Here is a 21,319-nt window from a genome sequence, read left to right on the forward strand (position 1 = left end):
AGGCGACGACGGCGATCACGAACGCGATCAGCAAGGTGTCGGATCTGATCCGGAAGCTGGTCAAGACGATCGGGAACGTGACGCCGAAGATCCGCCGGATCGTGGACAAGCTCGGTGAGATCATCGAGAAGTTGTCGAAGCTGGGGCGTAAGTTCGCCCGGCGTGCGGATGGGGCGACGCTGCCCTCGGGGGCGAAGTCGATCGACACGCCGGAGTTGCACGCCCCGGACGCGCCACACACCCCGCACACCCCGGACGCCGACGTGCCGGGCGGCACTCACGCCGGCGACGGCACGACCACCGCCGGCCGCGAGGGCTCCCTGCGTTCGGACGCCGCGGAGCCACGGGACCGCGCCCAGGAGGTCACCGGCCGGTGTGGCGGTCGCGAGCCGATCGACCTCGCGACCGGCGAGATGTACCTGACGCAGACCGACGTCGACCTGCCGGGGATCCTGCCGCTGCTGCTGCAGCGCACCCACATCTCCTCCTACCGGTCCGGCCGCCTCTTCGGCCCCACCTGGGCGTCCACTTTGGACCAGCGGCTGGAGTTCGACGACGACGGCGTGTGCTACGCGGGGCCGGACGGGGTCATCCTCGTCTACCCGAGGGGCGACGGCGTGCTGCCCGTCGTGGGGGCGCGCTGGCCCTTGCACCACTCGGCGACCGGCTCCACCCTCGTCCAGCCGCAGACCGGGCGCACCCTGCACTTCGGCCCGCCCGTCGCGGGCACCGCGAAGCTGGCCGCGATCACCGACCGCACCGGGCACCGGATCGACCTCGACTACGACGACACCGGTCTCGTGCGGCGGGTCCGGCACTCGGGCGGTTACGTGGTCGACGTCGAGACGCGGCGAGGGCTGGTCGCGGGCCTGTGGCTGGGCGAGATCCCGTTGGCGCGCTTCGACTACGACGACGCTCGGCGGCTCGTGACGGTGATCAACTCCTCCGGCCTGGCGTTGCGCTTCGGCTATGACGCCGAGGGCCGGATAGTCGAGTGGGTCGACCGCAACGGGCGGTTCTACCGGTACCACTACGACGAAAACGGCCGGTGCGTCCGCACCGAGGGCAGCGCCGTGTGGGGCACGATCGCGTACGACCCCCTCCGGCGGACCACCGTCGAAACCAACTCGCTCGGCGAAGTCACCACGCACCAGTTCAACGAGGCGCACAAGCTCGTGCGGCGCGTGAACCCGCTGGGCGCGGAGATCTCCCAGGAATGGGACGCCGAGGACAGGTTGCTGTCCTACACGGACGAACTCGGCCGCGAAACCCGGTACACGTACGACGAAAACGGCAACCTGACGCGGATCCGGCGTCCGGACGGCACGGTCCTGACGTCCGTCCACAATGAACTGAACCTGCCGGTGAGCATCACCGGACCCGACGGCGCCACCACCACCTACACCTACGACGAGCGCGGCAACCGCACCTCGGTCACCGACGCCGCGGGCACCCGCACCCTGCTGTCCTACGACGAGCGCGGGCACCTCACCAGGATCGTCGACGGGCTGGGGAACGCCCACCACGTCGTGACCAACAACGCCGGGCTCCCGGTGGCGGTGACCGATCCGGAGGGCGGCACCGTCCACTACACGCGCGACGTCTTCAACCGGGTCACCAGCGTGACCGACCAGCTGGGCGGCGTCACGCGCTACACCTGGACGATCGAGGGCCTGCCCGCGTCGCGGACCACGCCGGACGGGGCGGTGGAACGCTGGCGCTACGACGGCGAAGGCAACCTTGTCGAGCACATCGGCCCGACCGGAGCGCGGACGACGTACGAGGTGTCCGGCTTCGACCAGGTCGCGGCGCGCACGACGCCGGACGGGGCCAGGATCGGCTTCCGCTACGACAGCGAGCTGCGGCTGGTCGAGGTGACCAACGCCGCCGGCGCCAGCTGGTCCTACCGCTACGACGCCGCCGGGAACCTGGTGGGGGAGACCGATTTCGACGGCCGCACCGTCACGTACCGGCACGACGCGGCGGGGCAGCTCGTCGAGCGCGTCAACGGGGCGGGCCAGAGCGTGCACTACACGCGCGACGCGCTCGGCCGCGTCGTCGAGCAGCGGGCGGGGGACCGGGTCAGCCGCTTCACCTACCGCGCCGACGGTGAGCTGATCGAGGCGACCAACCCGGACGCGGAGGTCCGGTTCGACCGCGACGTCCTGGGCAACGTGCTGGCGGAGCACTGCAACGGCCGCACCTTGCGCAACACCTACGACGCGCTCGGGCACCGCACGAGCCGCACCACGCCGGCGGGCACGGTCAGCACCTACCGCTACGACTCGCGGGGTTTCCTGTCCGCGCTGGCCATCGGCGAGCACCTGCTGGAGTTCGCGTACGACCCGGTGGGCCGCGAGCGCACCCGCCGGCTCGACGGCGCGGTCACGGTCGCGCAGAGCTGGGACGCGCAGCACCGGCTCACCGCGCAGGTCGTCAGCGCGGGCAACCCGTCCGGTCCGGACCGTGTGCTGCAGCAGCGCGCCTACCGCTACCGCGCCGATGGAGCGTTGACCGCCGTCGACGACCTGTTGCGCGGCACCCAGACCTACGACCTGGACGCGGCTGGCCGCGTCACCGCCGTCTCCGGCCGTGGCTGGCGGGAGACGTATGCCTACGACCCGGCGGGAAACCTCGCCGGAGCACGGTGGAGCACGCCGGGCAGCGGCGACGACGAGCGGCAGGGCGAGCGCGTCACGGCGGGCACGCTCGTGCGGTCCGCCGGGCGCACCGGCTACCAGCACGACGCGCAGGGCCGCGTGGTGCGCCGCACGCGGCACGGCCTGTCGGGGCAGCGCCGAACCTGGACATATACGTGGGACGCCGAAGACCGGCTCACCGCCGTCACCACACCCGACGGGCACGTGTGGCGGTACTCCTACGACGCGCTCGGCCGCCGCATCGCGAAACTCCACTACGGCCCCGGCGGAACCGAGCTGATCGAGCGAACCGACTTCACGTGGGACCGCACGGTGCTGGCCGAGCAGACCACCTCTAGCGGGACGACGAGCTGGGACTACGAGCCGGGCAGCACGCGGCCGCTGGCGCAGGCCGAACTGACGCGGGACGAGGTGGACCGCCGGTTCTACGCGATCGTGACCGATCTGGTCGGCACCCCGACGGAGCTGATCGACCCCGGTGGCGCGATCCGCTGGCACGCCCGCACCACGTTGTGGGGTGCGCCGACGTTCACCCCGCGTCAGGCCGCCGACTGCCCGCTGCGGTTCCCCGGGCAGTACCACGACCCGGAAACCGGGCTCAACTACAACTACCTCCGTTACTACGACCCCGACACCGGGTCCTACGCGTCCCCGGACCCGCTGGGGCTGGAGGCGGCGCCCAACAACCACGCGTACGTCGCCAATCCGGCCACCGCGGCCGACCCGACCGGCCTGATCCCGTGCGATGTGGCGGACGACCTCGCGGCGTACCGGCAGCGCCAGGGCATGCCGGTCGCCGGGTCCGCCGAGGACGCCCACACCGCGGCCCGGCTCGACGTTGACGGCCAGTCGTTCTACGGGCGCAACGGACACGGCATGGACATCGACATCAGGGCCAACGCGCAGACCAAGACCCACGCCGAGGCGCAGGCGTTCCAGGAGGCGAAAAACGCTGGTGTCAGCGGGAAAACCGGCACGCTCTACGTGGACAGGGACTTCTGCCGCGCGTGTGGTCCCAACGGTGGCGTCGGCTCGCTCATGCGCGGGCTGGGCCTGGAGCGGCTCGAGGTCCACACGCCATCGGGCCGCTATACAATCGACGCCACGAAACGCCCGTCCATCCCGGTGCCATGGTCCGAGGGGTAACACACGATGCAGCTGTCAGTCGACACGTGGGACGGCGTCCACGTCTCGTTCGTCGAGATCGGGGAGCCCACGCTCGAGCAGGTCCTCGAGGCGGTCGACCAGCTCGACAGCAAGATCCACACGGAGGTGTCCGTCCGCCGCGACGAGCCCTTTGAGTACCTGACGATCGCCGGGGGGCCGGAGTACTTCCTCGTTTCCGGCGAGGGGCGCGACGGGTCGTTCCCGCAGCTCACCACGCCGGACGCGGGGGAGGGCAAGGTGACCCTCGTCGTCGGCGGCCAGAGCAGCGAGTTCAACCTGACGGACGTCGTCCGGCGTGACCGCATCCCGGGCGCGGTGCAGCAGCTTTTCGACGGGCTGACCGAGGACCTGCCCGCCCCCTGGGTGGTGGAGTAGCGCTTCCTGGTCCATGCCTGCCGGGCAGCTGCTGACGCCGCTGGGCACGGCCGCGCCGGGGAACCGGCGGCGATCCGTGGGCGGCCACCTCGAGGCGCTGCCGCACCGGCGCTGACCTGCCACGCGAGGCCCGAGGGCACGGCGCCGATCCCCCGCCGACCACCGCGAACCACCGCCCGCGAGGGCGACCGCCCCCGGTGATCACCGCCCCGGCGGGCGTCCCGTGCTGCCGCGCACGATGAGCTTCGGCTGGACCACGTGGTCGGCCGGGGCGCGGGCCGGGTCCTCCAGCCGCGCGACGACCGCCCGCACCGCGAGGTCCGCCTGCCGGTCGGGCGCCTGCGCCACCGTCGTCAGGTCGATGTGCGACAGCTGCGCCAGCCGGCTGTCGTCGAAGCCCGCGACCGAGATCTCGCCCGGCACGGCGACCCCGGCCCGCTTCATCGCATCCAGGAACCCCACGGCACACCGGTCGTTGCCGGCGAACACCGCGGTCGGCATCGCCGCCCGGTCCGCGAGCAGGCTCTCCGCCGCCTGCGCGCCCGACTCCTCGGTCTGGTCCCCGGGCAGCACCCGCGCCGACGCCTCCAGCCCGTGCCGCCGCATCGCCGTGCGGTAGGCCCTGCGCCGCTCCGCCGAACCCGGCCCGCTGCCGCCGTCGATGTGCACGATCTCCGTGTGCCCCAGCTCGACCAGGTAGTCCACGACCTCCCTGGCGCCGCGGGCCTCCGCGGTGTGCACGGTGTCGACCTCGCCGTCCGCGTCCCCGCGGCCGACGACCACCGTGGGCACCCGGCGGCCCAGCTCGGCGACGTAGGCCCCGTCGAGGTTGGGGCCCAGCAGGATCACGCCCTCGCACCGGTGGCTCAGCAACGCCTCCACCGCCGCCCGCTCGTCCCGCGTCGGCACCGCCGCCGAGAGCAGGATGTCGTACCCCAGCTCCTCGGCCGCCGGGTAGATGCCCTCCACCAGGTCGGCGTGGAAGGGGTTGCGCACCGTCATCATCACGCCGAGCACCTTGCTGCGGGACCGCGCCAGCAGCTGCGCGGCGCTGTCCGGCCGGTAGCCCAGCTCCCGCGCCGCCGCGAACACCCGCTCCCGCGTCTCCTCGCTCGGCCCGCGTTCGTTGCGGAAGACCAGCGACACGAGCGCGCGGGACACCCCGACGCGCGCGGCCACGTCCGCCATGGTCGGACGGCCGCGCTTGCCGCCGTCGCCCCGGGTTCCTTCGTCCATCTTCCCCTCGCCAGGTCTTGACACGCTCCTGTCGCCGGGCCCATAGTACCGGCTACTAGAGCGCGCTAATAGAGCGCGCTAAGCGAGATCGCGGCACAAGGAGGTGTGCAGGTGACCAGCCACGACGCGGGGTACGACCTCCTGACGATGGGCCGGATCGGGGTGGACGTCTACCCGCTGCAGACCGGCGTCGGGCTGGCGGAGGTCACCTCGTTCGGCAAGTACCTCGGCGGCACGGCCACGAACGTCGCGGTCGCGGGGGCGCGCTACGGGCTGCGCTCGGCGGTGGTCACCAAGACCGGCGCCGACCCGTTCGGGGTGTTCCTCCGCCGCGCGCTGACCGGCTACGGCGTGGACACCCGGTTCGTCGGGACGAGCGAGCACCTGCCCACGCCGGTGACGTTCTGCGAGATCTTCCCGCCGGACGACTTCCCGCTGTACTTCTACCGCTTCCCCAAGGCGCCGGACCTGGACATCGCGGTGGACGACCTGGACTTCGACGCGATCAGGACCGCCAAGATCTTCTGGGTCACCGTGACCGGCCTGTCGCAGGAGCCCAGCCGCGAAGCGACGCTGGCCGCGCTGGAAGCGCGGGGCCGCCGCGGTACCACCGTGCTGGACCTGGACTACCGGCCGATGTTCTGGCCGTCGCGCGAGCACGCCAGGGAATGGGTGGGCAAGGCGCTCGGGCACGTCACGGTCGCGGTCGGCAACCTCGACGAGTGCGAGACGGCGGTGGGCACCCGTGACCCCCGCGAGGCCGCGAAAGCCTTGCGGGACAAGGGGATCAGCCTCGCCGTGGTCAAGCAGGGGCCGGCGGGCGTGCTGGCGGTGGACGATGCCGGCGAGGTCGAGGTGCCGCCGGTGCCGGTGGACGTGGTGAACGGCCTCGGCGCGGGCGACGCGTTCGGCGGGGCGTTGTGCCACGGCCTGCTGTCGGGCTGGGACACGGCGCGGATCATGCGGTTCGCCAACGCCGCCGGCGCACACGTGGCCGGGGAGCTGGCGTGCTCCGACGCGATGCCGACCGAGGAACAGGTACTGCGGAAGCTGGGAGGAACGGGTGTCTGAAACAGTGCGGCGGATCGTCGAACGCCGCGTGCGTGAACCGGAGGCGATCGCGGAGGCCGCCGCGAACCGGGTGCGGGCGAAGTCCCCGTTCAACGACCGGGGCCGCACGATGATCATCGCCGCGGACCACCCGGCCCGCGGCGCGAACGCCGTCGGCGGCGATCCGCTCGCGATGGCCGACCGGGGCGAGCTGCTGGAGCGGCTGTGCCTGGCGCTGGACCGCCCCGGCGTGACCGGGGTGCTGGCGACGGCGGACGTCCTGGAGGACCTGCTGCTGCTGGGCGCGCTGGACGGCAAGACCGTGCTCGGCTCGATGAACCGCACGGGCCTGGCGGGCTCGGTGTTCGAGATCGACGACCGCTTCGCCTGCTACGACGCGGAATCCCTGGAGCGGATGCGGTTCGACGGCGGCAAGACGCTCACCCGGATCTGCCTGACCGACCCGGCCACCCCGGGGGTGCTGGAGAACACCGCCAAGGCCGTGAACGAGCTCGCCGAACGCGGGCTCATCGCGATGGTGGAGCCGTTCCTGTCGGAGTGGCGGGACGGGCGGCTGCACAACGACCTGTCCCCGGAAGCCGTGATCAAGTCGATCACGATCGCCTCCGGGCTGGGCCGCACCTCCGCCTACACGTGGCTGAAGCTCCCCGTCGTGGACGACATGGAGTGGGTGCTCGCGTCCTCGACGCTGCCCGCGGTGCTGCTCGGCGGCGAGGTGAGGGACCCGGACGCGGCGTTCGCGTCGTGGCAACGCGCGCTGGCCCTGCCGACCGTGCAGGGCCTGGTCGTCGGACGTTCGCTGCTCTACCCGCACGACGGCGACGTCGCCAAGGCGGTCGACACGGCGGTGGGGCTGCTGTGAACCTGTACCGCGAGGCGGGATCGACCGCCGAGAAGCCGTTCGACGTCGTCGTCACGCCGGAATCCGCGGGCTGGGGTTACTCGGGCCTGCGGGTGCTGGACCTCGACGGCGTACAGACAGTGTCCACAGGGGACAGTGAAACGCTGGTGCTGCCGCTGTCCGGCGGCTGCACCGTCGCGGTGGCAGGCGAGAGCTTCACCCTGCGCGGCCGTACCGGAGTCTTCGACGCGGTGACCGATTTCGTCTACTTGCCGAGGGATGCCGAGGCGACGATCACCGGGAGGGGCCGGTTCGCGTTGCCCTCCGCGAAGACCGGAAAGCGCTTACCCGCGCGGTACCAGCCCGCCGAGGCCACCCCGGTCGAACTGCGGGGTGCCGGGAACTGTTCCCGCCAGGTCAACAACTACTGCCTGCCGCACACGTTCGAGGCGGACCGGCTGCTGGTGTGCGAGGTGCTGACGCCGGGCGGCAACTGGTCGTCCTACCCGCCCCACAAGCACGACGAAGCCCGCGAAGGGGAGAGCGTACTGGAGGAGATCTACTACTTCGAGGTCTCCGGCGGCGGCATGGGCTACCAGCGGGTGTACGGGTCCTCGGACGTGCTGGCGGAGGTGCGCTCCGGGGACGTCGTGCTGATCCCGCACGGCTGGCACGGGCCGTCGATGGCCGCGCCGGGGTACGACCTGTACTACCTCAACGTGATGGCGGGTCCCGGTCCCGAGCGGGCGTGGCTGATCTCCGACGACCCCGCGCACGCGTGGGTGCGCCAGACCTGGGAATCGCGGGAAGTCGATCCACGCCTGCCTTTCGGGAGCGACCGATGAGACTGACCACGGCACAGGCGCTGGTGAAGTTCCTGGCGAACCAGTACTCCGAACGGGACGGGGTCGAGCAGCGGCTGATCCCGGGCACCTGGGGCATCTTCGGGCACGGCAACGTGGCCGGGCTGGGGCAGGCACTGCTGCAGTACCACCAGGAGATGCCGTACTACCTGGCCCGCAACGAGCAGGGACAGGTGCACGCGGCGGCCGCGTTCGCCAAGATGCGCAACCGCCTGCAGACCTTCGCCTGCACCGCCTCCACCGGCCCCGGCTCGACCAACATGATCACCGGCGCGGCGCTGGCGACCACGAACCGGCTCCCGGTGTTGCTGCTGCCCAGTGACATGTTCGCCACCCGCGCGCCGGATCCGGTGCTGCAGCAGCTGGAGGACACGCGCGGCGGGGACGTGACGGTCAACGACGCGTTCCGCCCCGTGTCCAGGTACTTCGACCGGATCACGCGCCCCGAGCAGCTGATCCCCGCGGCACTGGCGGCGATGCGGGTGCTCACCGACCCGGTGGAGACCGGCGCGGTGACCCTGTGCCTGCCGCAGGACGTGCAGGCGGAGGCGTACGACTGGCCGGAGGAGTTCTTCCGCCGCCGGGTCTGGCACGTCGATCGCCCCGTCCCGGCGCCGGAAGCCGTGCGGCGGGCGGTGGATCTCCTGCGGGGCGCGGAAAAGCCGCTGATCGTCGCGGGCGGAGGAGTGGTCTACTCCGAAGCCGAGCACGAGCTGCGTGCTTTCGCCGAAGCCACCGGCATTCCCGTCGCCGACACCCACGCCGGGAAGGGCGCGGTCCCGTGGGACCACCCGTGCTCGGTCGGCGGCCTCGGCTCGACCGGCACCACGGCGGCGAACGCCCTGGCCGCGGAAGCGGACGTCGTGCTGGGCATCGGCACCCGGTACTCCGACTTCACCACGGCCTCGCACACCGTGTTCGGCAACCCGGCGGTGAAGTTCGTGAACCTCAACGTCGCCCGCCTCGACGCCGCGAAGCACTCGGCGGAGATGGTGCTGGCGGATGCGAGGCGGGGGATCACGGCGTTGCACGAGGGTCTCGCCGGGTGGCAGGTGGACGCGGCCTACCGGGACCGTGTGCGGTCGCTCGCCGACGAGTGGCAAAGGACCGTCGACGCGTGCTTCACGGCCGGGCACCAGCCGCTGCCCGCGCAGACCGAGATCCTGGGTGCGCTCAACAAGGCGCTGGGCGACCGGGACGTCGTGATCAACGCGGCCGGCTCGATGCCCGGCGACCTGCAGATGCTGTGGCGGGCTCGTGATCCCAAGGCGTATAACGTCGAATACGCCTACTCCTGTATGGGGTACGAGATCGCCGCCGGGGTCGGCACCAAGCTGGCCGCGCCGGACCGCGAGGTGGTCGTGCTGGTGGGCGACGGCTCGTACCTGATGATGGCCCAGGAGCTCGTCACCATGGTCTCCGAGGGGCTCAAGGTGATCGTCGTCGTGGTGCAGAACCACGGCTTCGCCTCCATCGGCTCGCTGTCCGAATCGCTGGGCTCCCAGCGGTTCGGCACCTCCTACCGCTACCGCAGCCAGGACTCCGGTTTGCTGGAAGGGGACGTCCTCCCAGTGGACCTGGCGGCCAACGCGGAGAGTCTCGGCGCCACCGTGCTCCGCACTTCCACTGTGGACGAATTCACCGAGGCGATCGCGCGGGCGAAAGCGAACTCGACGACCACCGTCGTGCACGTGGAGACCGACCTGCACGGCCCGAACCCACCGGGCTCGGCGTGGTGGGACGTGCCGGTCAGTGAGGTGTCCGAACTGGACTCGACCCGGAAGGCCCACGAGAACTACGCCGCGCACAAGCGGCGGCAACGGCACTACCTGTGAGGAACGACGTGACAACCATCGAACACTGGATCGACGGCGCCCTGACCTCGGCCGGGTCCACCCGTACCGCCCCCGTGCACGACCCGGCCACGGGCAGGCGGCAAGCCGAGGTCCTGCTCGCCGAACCGTCCGATGTGGATACCGCTGTCGCTGTGGCGGGCAAGGCCTTCGAGTCCTGGAGCAACTCCTCGCTCACCCAGCGCACCCGTGTGTTGTTCGCCTTCCGCGAGCTGCTGGTGCGCCACGAGGACGAGCTGGCGCGGCTCGTCTCCAGCGAGCACGGCAAGGTCGTCGACGACGCGCGGGGCGAGATCGTGCGGGGCCGCGAGGTCGTGGAGTACGCGTGCGGCATCGCCGACGCGCTCAAGGGCGGCTTCTCCGACCAGGTGTCCCGCGACGTGGACGTGCACAGCTTCCGCCAGCCGCTCGGCGTGGTCGCCGGGATCACCCCGTTCAACTTCCCGGTCATGGTGCCGTCGTGGATGCACCCGATCGCCATCGCCACGGGGAACACCTTCGTCCTCAAGCCCAGCGAGCGCGACCCGTCGGCGTCGAACTTCGTCGCGCGCCTCTACGCCGAGGCGGGGCTGCCGGACGGGGTGTTCAACGTCGTGCACGGCGACAAGGTGGCGGTCGACGCGATCCTGGACCACCCGGGTATCGCGGCGGTGTCCTTCGTCGGGTCCACGCCGATCGCGAAGTACGTGCACGAACGCGCCACCGCCGCGGGCAAGCGCGTCCAGGCCCTCGGCGGCGCGAAGAACCACGCCGTCGTCCTCCCCGACGCGGACCTGGAGTTCGCCGCCAACCACCTCACCGCGGCGGCGTTCGGCTCCGCCGGGCAACGCTGCATGGCGATCTCCATCGGAGTCGCCGTCGGTGACGCGGCGGACGGGCTGGTCGAGGTCCTCGAACGCAAGGCGCGTGAGGTCAAGGTCGGCCCGGGAGCGGACCCGGCCAGCGACATGGGTCCCGTCGTCACCCAGGCCGCCCGCGAACGCGTGCTCGCCGCCGTCGACTCCGCGGCCGCACAGGGTGCCACGGTCGTGGTCGACGGGCGGAGTCTCACGGTCGAGGGCCACGAGGACGGCTTCTTCGTCGGACCGTCCCTTTTGGACAACCTGACCACGGAGATGGACGCCTACCGCGAGGAGATCTTCGGCCCCGTACTCGGCATCGTGCGGGTGGACACCGTGGACGAGGCCATCGCGCTGATCAACGCCAACCCCTACGGCAACGGCACCGCCATCTTCACCGGCAGCGGCGAGGCCGCGCGGAGGTTCCAGCGCGAGGTCAAGGTCGGCATGATCGGGGTCAACGTGCCCATCCCCGTGCCGATGTCGTACTACTCCTTCGGCGGCTGGAAGGACTCGCTCATCGGCGACAGCCCCATCCACGGCCCCGAAGGCGTCCGGTTCTACACGCGCGCCAAGGTCGTGACCACCCGCTGGCCGCACACGGAAGCCGGCTTCAACTTCCCCACCTCCAGCTAGGAGCACTCATGACCACCGCGACGACGCGCACCGTCATCGGCAACCTGTGCCTCGGCACCGCTCCCGACTCCTGGGGGATCTGGTTCCCCCAGGACGAGCACCAGCTCCCCTACACCCGCTTCCTCGACGAACTCGTGCAGGCCGGGTACTCCTGGCTGGAGCTGGGCCCGTTCGGCTACCTGCCCACCGATCCGCGGCAGCTCGCCGACGAGCTGGGGGAGCGGGGCCTGCGGGTGTCCGGCGGTACCACCTTCGGCGCCCTGCACCGCCCCGACCAGTGGGACGACATGCTCGCGAACACCCGCAAGGTCGCGGAGCTGACCGCGGCCGCCGGGGCGCACCACCTCGTCTACATCCCGCCCATGTACCGCGACGAGAAGACCGGCGAGTACACCGAATCTCCCGAGCTGACCGCCGGGCAGTGGGCCTCCTTCGGCAGGCGCGCCGACGAGCTGGGCCGGATCCTGCTGGAGACCTACGACGTGCGGCTCGTGCTGCACCCGCACGCCGACAGCCACATCCAGACCCAGCCCGAGATCGAGCGCTACCTGAACGAAAGCGACGGCCGGTACGCGAACCTGTGCCTGGACACCGGGCACGTGGCCTACGGCGGCGGCGATGCCGTGGACCTGATCCGGCGCTACGGCGAGCGCATCGGTTACGTGCACATCAAGCAGATGGACCCCGTGGTGCTGGACCAGGTCCGCGCGGAGGGGCTGTCGTTCGGGGAGGCCGTCAAACGCGGCGTGTGCGTCGAGCCACCCGCGGGTGTGCCCAACCCGGCCGACGTGGTGTCCGCACTGTCCGAACTGGACGCCGAGATCTTCGTGATCGTCGAGCAGGACCTCTACCCGTGTGCGCCGGAGGTCCCGCTGCCCATCGCCGTGCGCACGCGGGAGTACCTGAACTCGCACGGGCTGGGGGGTGGACGCGCATGACAGTCCACATCGGAGTGATCGGGACCGGGATGATCGGGCAGGACCACATCCGGCGCCTGACCGACGTGGTCACCGGTGCCGACGTGGTCGCGGTGACCGACGTGGACGCCGCCCGCGCGGCGGAGGTCGCGGCTCGCGTCGGTGCCCGTGCCCTGCCCACGGGCCAGGACGTGATCGCCGACCCCGCGGTGGACGCGGTCGTGGTCACCAGCTGGGGTCCGACGCACGCGGAGTACGTGCTGGCCGCGACCGCGGCGGGAAAGCCGGTGTTCTGCGAGAAACCGCTGGCCACCACGGCGGAGGACTGCCTGCGGATCCTCGAAGCCGAGCAGGCCGCCGGCCGCGGGCTGGTGCAGGTCGGGTTCATGCGCCGCTACGACCCCGGGTACCGGGCGGTGAAACGGGCACTCGACGGCGGGCAGCTCGGCCACCCGCTGCTCATGCACTGCGCGCACCGCAACGCGAGCGTGCCCGAGTCCTACCGCTCGGAGATGGCGGTGCAGGACACGGCCGTGCACGAGATCGACGCCATCCGCTGGCTGCTCGGGGAGGAGATCGTGTCGGCGCAGGTGCTCACCCCGCGCCGCACCCGCCACCGCTTCGCGCACCTGGCCGACCCGCAGTTCATGCTCTTCGAGACCGAGAGCGGGGTTCGCGCCGACCTCGAAGTGTTCGTCAACTGCCAGTACGGCTACGACATCCAGTGCGAGACGGTGTGCGAGTCGGGCACCGTGCGGCTGCCCGACCCGGCCGACGCGATCGTCAAGACCGCCACCGGGCAGCGCACCGGCGTCCTCCAGGACTGGAAGCAGCGCTTTGGTGCGGCCTTCGACCTGGAGTTCGCCGAGTGGATCGCCTCGCTGCACGACGGCGGGCCCACCGGACCCAGCGCCTGGGACGGCTACGCCGCCGCCGTGATCACCGACGCCGCCACCGAAGCGCTGCACACCGGCCGCGTCGTGTCGGTGCGGCTCAAGGACCGGCCCGACTTCTACCGGAGCTGACGTGAAGATCGCACTCGACCCCTACATGCTGCGCGGACTGCCGATGGCCGAGATGGTCCGCACAGTCGCGGACATCGGTTACGAGTACCTCGAACTGTCGCCGCGCGAGGACTTCATGCCGTTCTTCCTGCACCCGCGTGCCGACGACGACAAGGTGGCGGAACTCAAGCGCGTGCTTCGGGAGACCGGGGTGCAGCTCGCGAGCGTGCTGCCGCTCTACAAGTGGTCCAGCCCGGACGAGGCGGAGCGGCAGGCCGCGGTCCGCTACTGGAAGCGGATGATCGAGGTGACCGCCGAGCTGGGATGCCCGCTGATGAACTCGGAGTTCAACGGGCGCCCCGAAAAGGCGGCGGAGAGCGAGGCCGCGTTCTGGCGCTCGATGGAGGAGCTGCTGCCGGTGTTCGAGCGCGAGGGCATCGCGCTCGACCTCGAAGCGCACCCCGACGACTTCTGCGAGCTGAACGGCCCGGCCGTGGACCTGGTGCGGGCGGTCAACAAGCCGTGGGTGAACTACCTCTACTGCGCCCCGCACACCTTCCACCTCTCCGACGGCGCGGGCGACATCGCCGGGATGCTGCGGTACGCCGGACCGAAGCTGCGGCACGTGCACATCGCGGACACCTTCAACCACAAGGGGTCCTCGGGCCTGCGGTACATCCTCAACCCGCCCGGCACCCCGGCGCGCGTCCACCAGCACCTCGACATCGGCGAGGGCGAGGTGGACTGGGCGGAGTTCTTCGGCACCCTGCGTGAGCTGCGGTTCGACGGCGTCGCGACGGTGTGTGTCTTCGCCTGGGAGGAACGGGCCGTGGAGTCCTCGACGCTCATGCTCGAACGCGTGGCCAAGGAACTGGCCGCCTGAACCGGAGGGTTTGGATTGTCCGACGTCAAAGACGACGCCGTCGCCGCGCCGCGTGCCGCCAGGGAACCGCACCGCGCCCGGCTCAAGCTCATCACGGTCATCGCCACGTTCGGCGGCCTGCTGTTCGGCTACGACACCGGGGTGATCAACGGTGCCCTGCCGTACATGCGGTCCGACCTCGGGCTGACGCCGTTCACCGAGGGGCTGGTCACCAGTTCGCTGCTGCTGGGCGCGGCGCTGGGCGCCGTGGCGGGCGGGCGGCTGTCCGACCGGCGGGGCCGCCGGCGCACGATCCTGCTGCTCGCCGTGGTGTTCCTGGCCGGCACGCTCGGCTGCACGCTCGCCCCGGCCACAGCCGTGATGGTCGGGTCCCGGTTCGTGCTCGGGCTCGCGGTCGGCGGCGCGTCGGTGACCGTGCCGACGTACCTCGCCGAGGTCTCGCCCGCCGAGCGGCGCGGCAGGCTGGTCACCCAGAACGAGCTGATGATCGTGACCGGGCAGCTGCTCGCGTTCACGTTCAACGCCGTCATCGGCAACGCGTTCGGGGAGAGCGGCGGGGTGTGGCGGTGGATGCTGGTGCTGGCCACCCTGCCCGCGGTCGTGCTGTGGTTCGGGATGCTGGTGCTGCCGGAAAGCCCGCGCTGGCTGGCGGCGCGGGGCCGCTCCGGCGAGGCGCTCGCCGTGCTACGGCAGGTCCGCGCCGCGCACCGGGCGGAGGCGGAGCTGGCCGAGGTGGAGCAGCTGGCCGCGGCGGACGAGCGGAGCCGGTCCGGCGGCTGGGCGGACCTGGCGACCCCGTGGCTCCGGCGGCTCGTCGGAGTCGGGGTCGGCATCGCGGTCGTCCAGCAGATCACCGGCGTCAACTCGATCATGTACTACGGCACGCAGATCCTCACCGGCGCCGGGTTCTCCGCGAACGGCGCGCTCACCGCCAACATCGCCAACGGCGTGATCTCGGTGCTGGCCACGTTCGCCGGGATCTGGTTGCTGGGCAGGCGGAACCGCCGCCCGGTGCTGCTGGCGGGGCAGGCAGGGACCCTGTGCGCGCTGCTGCTGATCGGGATCTTCTCGCTGGTGCTGCCGGCGGGCACCGGCCGCGCGTTCGTGGTGCTGGCGCTGACAGTGACGTTCCTGGCGTTCCAGCAGGGCGCGATCTCGCCGGTGACGTGGCTGATGCTGTCGGAGATCTTCCCGCTGCGGCTGCGCGGGTTCGGGTTCGGCCTGTGCGCGCTGGTGCTGTGGCTGACGAACTTCGCGATCGGCCTGCTGTTCCCGGTGCTGGTCGACGGGATGGGCATCTCCGGCACGTTCTTCCTGTTCGTCGTACTGGGCCTCGGGGCGGTCGCCTTCGTGGCGAAGCACGTGCCGGAGACGCGGGGCCGTTCGCTGGAGACGCTGGAGGAGGAACTCCGGGCGCGGTATTCGGCACGGTAGGCGATCAGGAGGACAGCCGCTCTTCCAGCCACGGCAGGGAATCGGCGAAAGCCTGCCGCCACAAGGGAAAGTCGTGACGGCCACCGGGCACCACGGTCAGCCGCGTCGCGACACCCGCCGAGCGGGCCAGGGGTTCCAGCTGCCGGGCGGCGGCGAGCGGGTCGGCGTCCTGGTCGCCGACCTCGAACCAGCCGGCCGTGCCCGGGTAGCGCCGGTGTGTCAGCAGCCACCGGGGCTCGTGCCGGTCGAACGCCGCGGTGGAACCGGCGAAGAGCTTCGGCACGGTGTCACCGGGGGCGTTGCGGTCACCGGTGCGGGGCCCCGCCAGCCCGCTGTAGTCGCCGAACGTGGCGAACACGCCGGGATGCCCGAGCGTCAGCTGCAGCGCGCACGAGCCACCCTCGGACAGCCCGGCCACGGCCCAGTGCGCACCCGGCGGTTGTGTCCCATAGCGACTGTGCACAAAGGACGGAACAGTGGTCGTGAGGTAGTCCTCGGCCGGTCCGACGCATTCGCTGTCGCCGTCACGGTTTCCGTTGATGTCGGGCATCACGACGACCGGTGCCCGGCCGCCGTGCGCCGCCGCCCACGTCTCGAGCGTGGCGGCCGCGTCGCCGCTGGTGAGCCAGTCCTCCGGCGCGCCCGGGGTGCCGTGCAGGAGCAGCAGGACCGGAAGGCTGGGCCGCGGCACCGTGAACCACACCGGTGGCAGGTACACCACCGCCGGACGTGCCGCGAAGCCCGGCGACGGGATCGCGACCGTCGTGAAGACACCCGCGTGGGGCCGCTGCGCCTCACCGGCGGGCCGGTTCCCGCTCACCGCCACGAACCCGGACGCGGCCAGCAGCACCACCGCCACCGAGGCGAGGACGAGCCGCGTACCCCGGCGCCGGACGAGCCAGGCCGTGACGGCCAGCAGCCCGGCGGCCAGCACCGGCCACCAGCCGCTCAGCGCGCTCACCCCCGTGGCCGCACGAACGGGAACAACACGGTCTGCCGGATGCTGCCCCCGGTGAGCAGGATCAGCAGCCGGTCCACCCCGAGGCCGAGCCCGCCGGTGGGCGGCATGCCGTGTTCGAGCGCGCTGAGGAAGTCGTCGTCGATCTCCATGGCCTCCGGGTCGCCGCTGGCGGCACGCAGGGACTGGGCGTGCAGGCGGCGGCGTTGTTCGACCGGGTCGGTCAGTTCCGTGTACGCGGTGGCGATCTCGGTGCCGAAGGCGATCAGGTCCCACCGCTCGGCCAGTCGCGGGTCGTCGCGGTGGGGGCGCGTCAGCGGCGACGTCTCGGCCGGGTAGTCGGTGTAGAAGGTCGGTTCGACGGTCGCGGGCTCGACGAGGTGCTCGAAGGTGGTCTGGACCAGATCTCCGGTGCCCATCACCTCGGTGACCGGCACCCCGGCCTTCTCGCACAGCCTGCGCAGGTCGGCCTCCGCGACATCGGGGGTGATGTGCTCGCCCAGCGCCGCGGAAACGGCGTCGTGGACCGTGACCACCGGCCAGTCACCCGAGATGTCGTGCTCGCCGTCGGCGTGGCGGACCACCGGCGCGCCGTACGCGGCGACGGCGGCCCGCTGGATCAGCTCACGCGCCAGCACCCGCATCGTGTGGTAGTCGGCATACGCCTGGTACGCCTCGAGCATCGTGAACTCGGGGTTGTGGGTCGCGTCGACGCCCTCGTTGCGGAAGTTGCGGTTGAGCTCGAAGATCCGCTCGGTGCCCGCGACGCAGAGGCGCTTGAGGTACAGCTCCGGCGCGATGCGCAGGTAGAGGCGGGTGTCGTAGGCGTTGCTGTGGGTGACGAACGGGCGGGCGTTGGCGCCCCCGTGCACGCCGTGCAGCATCGGGGTTTCGACCTCGAGGAAGTCCGCCGCGTACAGGTGGTCCCGCAGGCTCCGCAGGACGGTGTTGCGCAGCCGGAGGATCGAGGGCAGGTCGGGATCGAGGTAGCGGCGGCGGAGCCGGGTGTCGGGATCGGTGATGCCGTGGCGTTTGTCGGGCAGCGGGTGGAGGCACTTCGCGGTCACGGTCCAGTCGGCCACCCGCACGGACAGCTCACCGCGGCGCGACGTGACCACCTCGCCGCGCACGCCGACGTGGTCGCCGATGTCCACGCCCGCTTGCCACAGCGGGTCCGCGCCGAGGATCAGCTGCAGTTCGCCGGTGAAGTCGCGCAGCCGGGCGAACCGCACCCCGCCGAGGTCGCGCAGCGCCACGACGCGGCCCGCGACCGAGACGTGGCGGCCGGTCCTGGTGTCCGGCGGCAGCCCGGCGAACTCGGCGGCCACGTCCGCGAGCATGGTGTCGCGGGCGAACCCGGCGGGGTAGGGGTCCACCCCGGCCTCGCGTAGCCGGTCCAGTTTGGCCAGCCGCACCCGGGTCTGCTCGGGGCGCCGGACCACCGGGTGCGGATCTGGGGCCGTCGCGTCGATCTCCGCGACCCTGTCGAGGAACCCGGGGCTGACATCGCCGCCGGTGATCGTGCGCCGGGTCGCGCGCCAGCCTGCGGGCAGGAAACCCTCCAGCGCACCGGCGACCAGTGCGACGCGGGCGATGCCGCGGGCCGAGGTGTAGCACAGGAACCGCGGTTGCCAGACGGGGCCGTACTTCGCGTTCGACCGGTACAGCGACTCCAGCTGGACGAACCGGGACGCCACCCCGAGCACCCCGCGCCAGGCCCGCAGCACCGGTCCCGCGCCGATGCGTTCCCCGGCGGCGAACACGGCGCGGAACATCGCGAAGTTCAGCGAAACCCGGGTGGTGCCGAGCCGTCCCGCCTCCTCGACCAGGCGCGTGACCATGAACTCGATCAGCCCGTTGTCGGCGGTGCGGTCCCGCCGCATCAGGTCCAGCGACAGCCCGCGCCTGCCCCACGGCACGAACGACAGCATGCCGCGCAGCTCGCCGTGCGCGTCGTAGGCCTCGACCATCACGCACCGCCGGTCGCTGGGGTCGCCGAGCCGGGACAGCGCCATCGAGAACCCGCGCTCGGTGTCGGCGTTGCGCCAGCGCTGCGCGCGGTCGAGCAGCACCACCATGTCCTCCGGCGGGATCTCGCTGTGGCGGCGCACCCGCGCGGTGTACCCGGCGCGCTCGATCCGGCTCACCGCCTGCCGCACTGACCGCCGCTGCGGGCCGGCCAGCGTGAACTCGTGGATGTCCAGCACCGCCTCGTCCCCCAGCTCCAGCGCCTTGAGCCCGGCGGCGGCGTAGGCGCGGGCGCCCTGCTCGCTGGCGCCCAGCACACCCGGCACCCAGCCGTAGGTGTGGGCCTCGGCGAGCCACGCCTCGATCGCCTGCCCCCACGCGTCCCGGTCGCCGATCGGGTCGGCGCTGGCGATGCTGGTGCCCGCCAGCACGCGGTAGGTGACGGCCGCCTGCCCGTTCGGGGCGAAGATCACGCTCTTGTCCCGGCGGGTGGCGAAGTAGCCCAGCGAGTCGTCCTCGCCGTGGTGCGCCAGCAGCTCCCGGACCCGCAGTTCCGAGTCGGCGGTGAGCTGCCGCTGGCCGCGGACGCTGCGGAAGAACACCGCGCACGCCGTGACCACGACGGCCGTGCTGCCCACGTCCAGCAGCCAGTCGATCCAGGCCGGTCCTTCCCGCACCCCCAGGCGGCGCAGCGACACCAGCTCACCGGTGGCGTGGTTGGCCGCCCAGAGGAAGCTGTCGCCGAGCCCGGACAGCGTGCCGGGGAAGACCGTGAGCAACGCCCACCCGCCGAAGACGACCACCGTGATCCCGCAGCCGGCCACCAGCAGCGTGTCCTTGAACGCGCCGGGGGCCAGCCGCGCCGGGAACGCCGGCCGCAGCACGCACAGCAGGACGATCAGGCCGACCGAGACGAGTTCGGCGCCGGTCAGCACCCACAGCGTGGCGGGCAGGTGGTGGGTGGTGCGCGGCAGTTTCAGCGCGTGCGGCGCCCAGAGCAGGGTCGCCTGCAGCGCCAGCGTCGTCAGCAGGCCACCGGCCTGGAACAGCAGCAGCACGTCGAGCGCCGCGCGCTTGCGCCGCCGCAACGCCGCGCCGAGCACCGCCAGCACCAGCGCGATCAGGACGTTGGCATCGGTGGGCAGGTTCAGCAGGTCGAACACGCCCACCGTCCACCGGTAGAACGCGCGGTGGCCGCCCCAGACGAGCAGCGCGACGGACGCCAGCGCGCTCAGCTGCACGACCGTGGCCACCACCCCCGCGGCCTTCCGCCGCCAACGGGGCACTTGCTTGCCCACTCCGAACCTCCAGGGATCGTTCGTCGCCCGACGCGCTCAGGACGGCTGGACCGAGGTGTCGGTTCCGCGCAGGCACCCGGGAGTCCCCGGATCGGGCAGCGGCCACGGCGGCACCCCGTCGGCGGGAGGCGCGTCGGCGGGCACCGGGCTGCCGAGCTGGCCGCCCAGCCAGGTCAGCACGGCGGGGAGTTCGGTGCGCACGCTGTTCAGGTTGTGCCCGCTGGGCGGCAGCACCCACGTCGTCAGCTGCACGGGCGAGGCGGCCGCGGCGTGCAGCCGGTCCAGCGCGGCCCGCTCGTCGCCCGCCGCGCCGTCCGCCGTCGCCAGCAGCCGCAGGGGCGACGGGTGCTCGCGAAGCACGGCGGAGACGTCGTTGGCGTGCCGGATGTCGTCGCGGCCGTGGAACAGGTCCCCGGTCTCGACGTCGTGCGGGGTGACGTCGTAGCCGCTCATGCTCACCGCCACGGAGAACCACTGCGGGTGCCGCGCGGCCAGGTCGAGCGCGCAGTACCCGCCGGAGGACCAGCCCGCCACGGCCCACCCCTCGCGGTCCGCGCGCAGCCGGAGCGCGTGCTGCGCCCAGCCGCGCACGTCGGCGGACAGGAACGTGTCGTCCGCCGGACCGGACACGGCGTCCACGCACTCCGAGTCGTGGCTCAGCCGCGGTTCGCCGTTGGGGTCGGGCACGATCACGACGGCGGGCGGCAGCCGGTGTGCGGCGATCTGCTGGTCGAGCAGGTCCGGCAGCCCGTAGAGGGTCGCGACCTGCCGCGGCTCGCCGGGGAAGTGCGGGATCCACTCGATCACCGGGAACCGGAAACCCGCCCACTCCGGCGCGCTGTACGCGGCGGGCAGGTACACGTCGACGTCGCGCGTCATGCCGGTGCGGTGGCCGGTCACCGTCAGGTGCAGCATCGAGCCCTTCCCGGCGCCGGCGCGCTCCCGGACCGTGGGCAGGGTCCGGTCGAGGTCGCGCCCGTCCGGCCCGGCGTCGGCCACCGTGCCCTCGCCCGGGTTCGGCGACGTGCCCAGCAGGGAACCCAGCGTCGGGAAGAAGCTGCCTGCCGAGTTCACCGCGAGCCCGCAGGCCGCCACCACCGCCATCACGGCGAGCACGGTCGTGCCCACCCGGCCCGGCGTGCGGTGCCGCCAGCGGTCCCACGCCCAGGGGACCGCGGCCACCGCGACGAGCGCGACGACAGCGGCACCGAGGACCACCGGCAGGGTGTCGATCCGGATCGCGGATGCGTGCATGGGGCTTACGCTAGCCAGTGCCCTCCCGGGCTCGATCTACCGCCTAGCAGGGCAAACGTCGT

General features: G+C 72.0%; 15 protein-coding genes. 11 read left to right on the forward strand and 4 right to left on the reverse strand.

The window, feature by feature from the left end:
* Together BMZ92_RS30765 and BMZ92_RS30770 are read left to right on the forward strand one after the other, a co-directional pair.
* A partial coding sequence (locus BMZ92_RS30765; RefSeq protein WP_091514792.1) for a DUF6531 domain-containing protein occupies positions 1-3,806 on the forward strand: 3,806 nt, incomplete at its 5' end.
* Between the two features lie 6 nt (positions 3,807-3,812).
* Positions 3,813-4,202, forward strand: a complete 390-nt coding sequence (locus tag BMZ92_RS30770; RefSeq protein WP_091514794.1) for a hypothetical protein — start codon at positions 3,813-3,815, stop codon at positions 4,200-4,202.
* 201 nt (positions 4,203-4,403) lie between these two features.
* Here BMZ92_RS30770 and BMZ92_RS30775 read toward each other — a convergent pair whose 3' ends face one another.
* Complete coding sequence (locus tag BMZ92_RS30775) at positions 4,404-5,438, reverse strand: LacI family DNA-binding transcriptional regulator (protein ID WP_245783352.1); 1,035 nt, start codon at positions 5,436-5,438, stop codon at positions 4,404-4,406.
* A gap of 111 nt (positions 5,439-5,549) precedes the next feature.
* Between BMZ92_RS30775 and iolC the strand changes: the two genes are divergently transcribed.
* The 9 genes from iolC to BMZ92_RS30820 are packed head-to-tail and all read left to right on the forward strand — an operon-like array spanning position 5,550 to position 15,779.
* Positions 5,550-6,509 carry a 5-dehydro-2-deoxygluconokinase gene (gene iolC, locus BMZ92_RS30780; protein ID WP_281245241.1) on the forward strand — a complete coding sequence of 320 codons (960 nt, stop codon included), beginning with the start codon at positions 5,550-5,552 and terminating at the stop codon, positions 6,507-6,509.
* Positions 6,502-7,371, forward strand: coding sequence for a Cgl0159 family (beta/alpha)8-fold protein (locus BMZ92_RS30785; RefSeq protein WP_091514796.1), 870 nt, complete (start codon positions 6,502-6,504; stop codon positions 7,369-7,371). The genes iolC and BMZ92_RS30785 overlap by 8 nt, the downstream gene beginning before the upstream one ends.
* On the forward strand, positions 7,368-8,195 hold the full coding sequence (gene iolB, locus BMZ92_RS30790; RefSeq protein ID WP_091514799.1) for a 5-deoxy-glucuronate isomerase: 828 nt from the start codon (positions 7,368-7,370) through the stop codon (positions 8,193-8,195). Before BMZ92_RS30785 ends, iolB begins: the two co-directional genes overlap by 4 nt.
* On the forward strand, positions 8,192-10,048 hold the full coding sequence (gene iolD / locus BMZ92_RS30795) for a 3D-(3,5/4)-trihydroxycyclohexane-1,2-dione acylhydrolase (decyclizing) (protein WP_091514801.1): 1,857 nt from the start codon (positions 8,192-8,194) through the stop codon (positions 10,046-10,048). Before iolB ends, iolD begins: the two co-directional genes overlap by 4 nt.
* A gap of 8 nt (positions 10,049-10,056) precedes the next feature.
* Complete coding sequence (locus tag BMZ92_RS30800) at positions 10,057-11,541, forward strand: CoA-acylating methylmalonate-semialdehyde dehydrogenase (protein WP_091514804.1); 1,485 nt, start codon at positions 10,057-10,059, stop codon at positions 11,539-11,541.
* A gap of 8 nt (positions 11,542-11,549) precedes the next feature.
* Positions 11,550-12,479, forward strand: coding sequence for a TIM barrel protein (locus BMZ92_RS30805; RefSeq protein WP_091514807.1), 930 nt, complete (start codon positions 11,550-11,552; stop codon positions 12,477-12,479).
* The gene (locus tag BMZ92_RS30810; RefSeq protein WP_091514809.1) at positions 12,476-13,483 is read left to right on the forward strand and encodes a Gfo/Idh/MocA family oxidoreductase; all 1,008 of its coding nucleotides are present in this window, start codon (positions 12,476-12,478) and stop codon (positions 13,481-13,483) included. The genes BMZ92_RS30805 and BMZ92_RS30810 overlap by 4 nt, the downstream gene beginning before the upstream one ends.
* Before the next feature lies 1 nt (position 13,484).
* Entirely contained in the window at positions 13,485-14,345 is an 861-nt protein-coding gene (locus BMZ92_RS30815; RefSeq protein ID WP_091514811.1) for a sugar phosphate isomerase/epimerase family protein, read from the forward strand.
* 15 nt (positions 14,346-14,360) lie between these two features.
* Positions 14,361-15,779, forward strand: coding sequence for a sugar porter family MFS transporter (locus BMZ92_RS30820; RefSeq protein WP_091514813.1), 1,419 nt, complete (start codon positions 14,361-14,363; stop codon positions 15,777-15,779).
* A gap of 4 nt (positions 15,780-15,783) precedes the next feature.
* Here BMZ92_RS30820 and BMZ92_RS30825 read toward each other — a convergent pair whose 3' ends face one another.
* Genes BMZ92_RS30825 through BMZ92_RS30835 form a run of 3 tightly spaced genes read right to left on the reverse strand, consistent with a single transcriptional unit; the run spans position 15,784 to position 21,257 of the window.
* Positions 15,784-16,740: an alpha/beta hydrolase gene (locus BMZ92_RS30825; protein WP_091514815.1), complete on the reverse strand. Its 957-nt coding sequence runs from the start codon at positions 16,738-16,740 to the stop codon at positions 15,784-15,786.
* Positions 16,737-20,003, reverse strand: a complete 3,267-nt coding sequence (gene lysX / locus BMZ92_RS30830) for a bifunctional lysylphosphatidylglycerol synthetase/lysine--tRNA ligase LysX (RefSeq protein WP_091514817.1) — start codon at positions 20,001-20,003, stop codon at positions 16,737-16,739. The genes BMZ92_RS30825 and lysX overlap by 4 nt, the downstream gene beginning before the upstream one ends.
* Positions 20,004-20,039: 36 nt before the next feature.
* Positions 20,040-21,257 (reverse strand): alpha/beta hydrolase, encoded by a 1,218-nt coding sequence (locus BMZ92_RS30835; protein WP_091514819.1) that lies wholly within the window; start codon positions 21,255-21,257, stop codon positions 20,040-20,042.
* Between the last annotated feature and the right edge of the window lie 62 nt (positions 21,258-21,319).

The sequence above is a fragment of the Amycolatopsis sacchari genome (assembly GCF_900114035.1).
GTDB lineage: Bacteria > Actinomycetota > Actinomycetes > Mycobacteriales > Pseudonocardiaceae > Amycolatopsis_E > Amycolatopsis_E sacchari.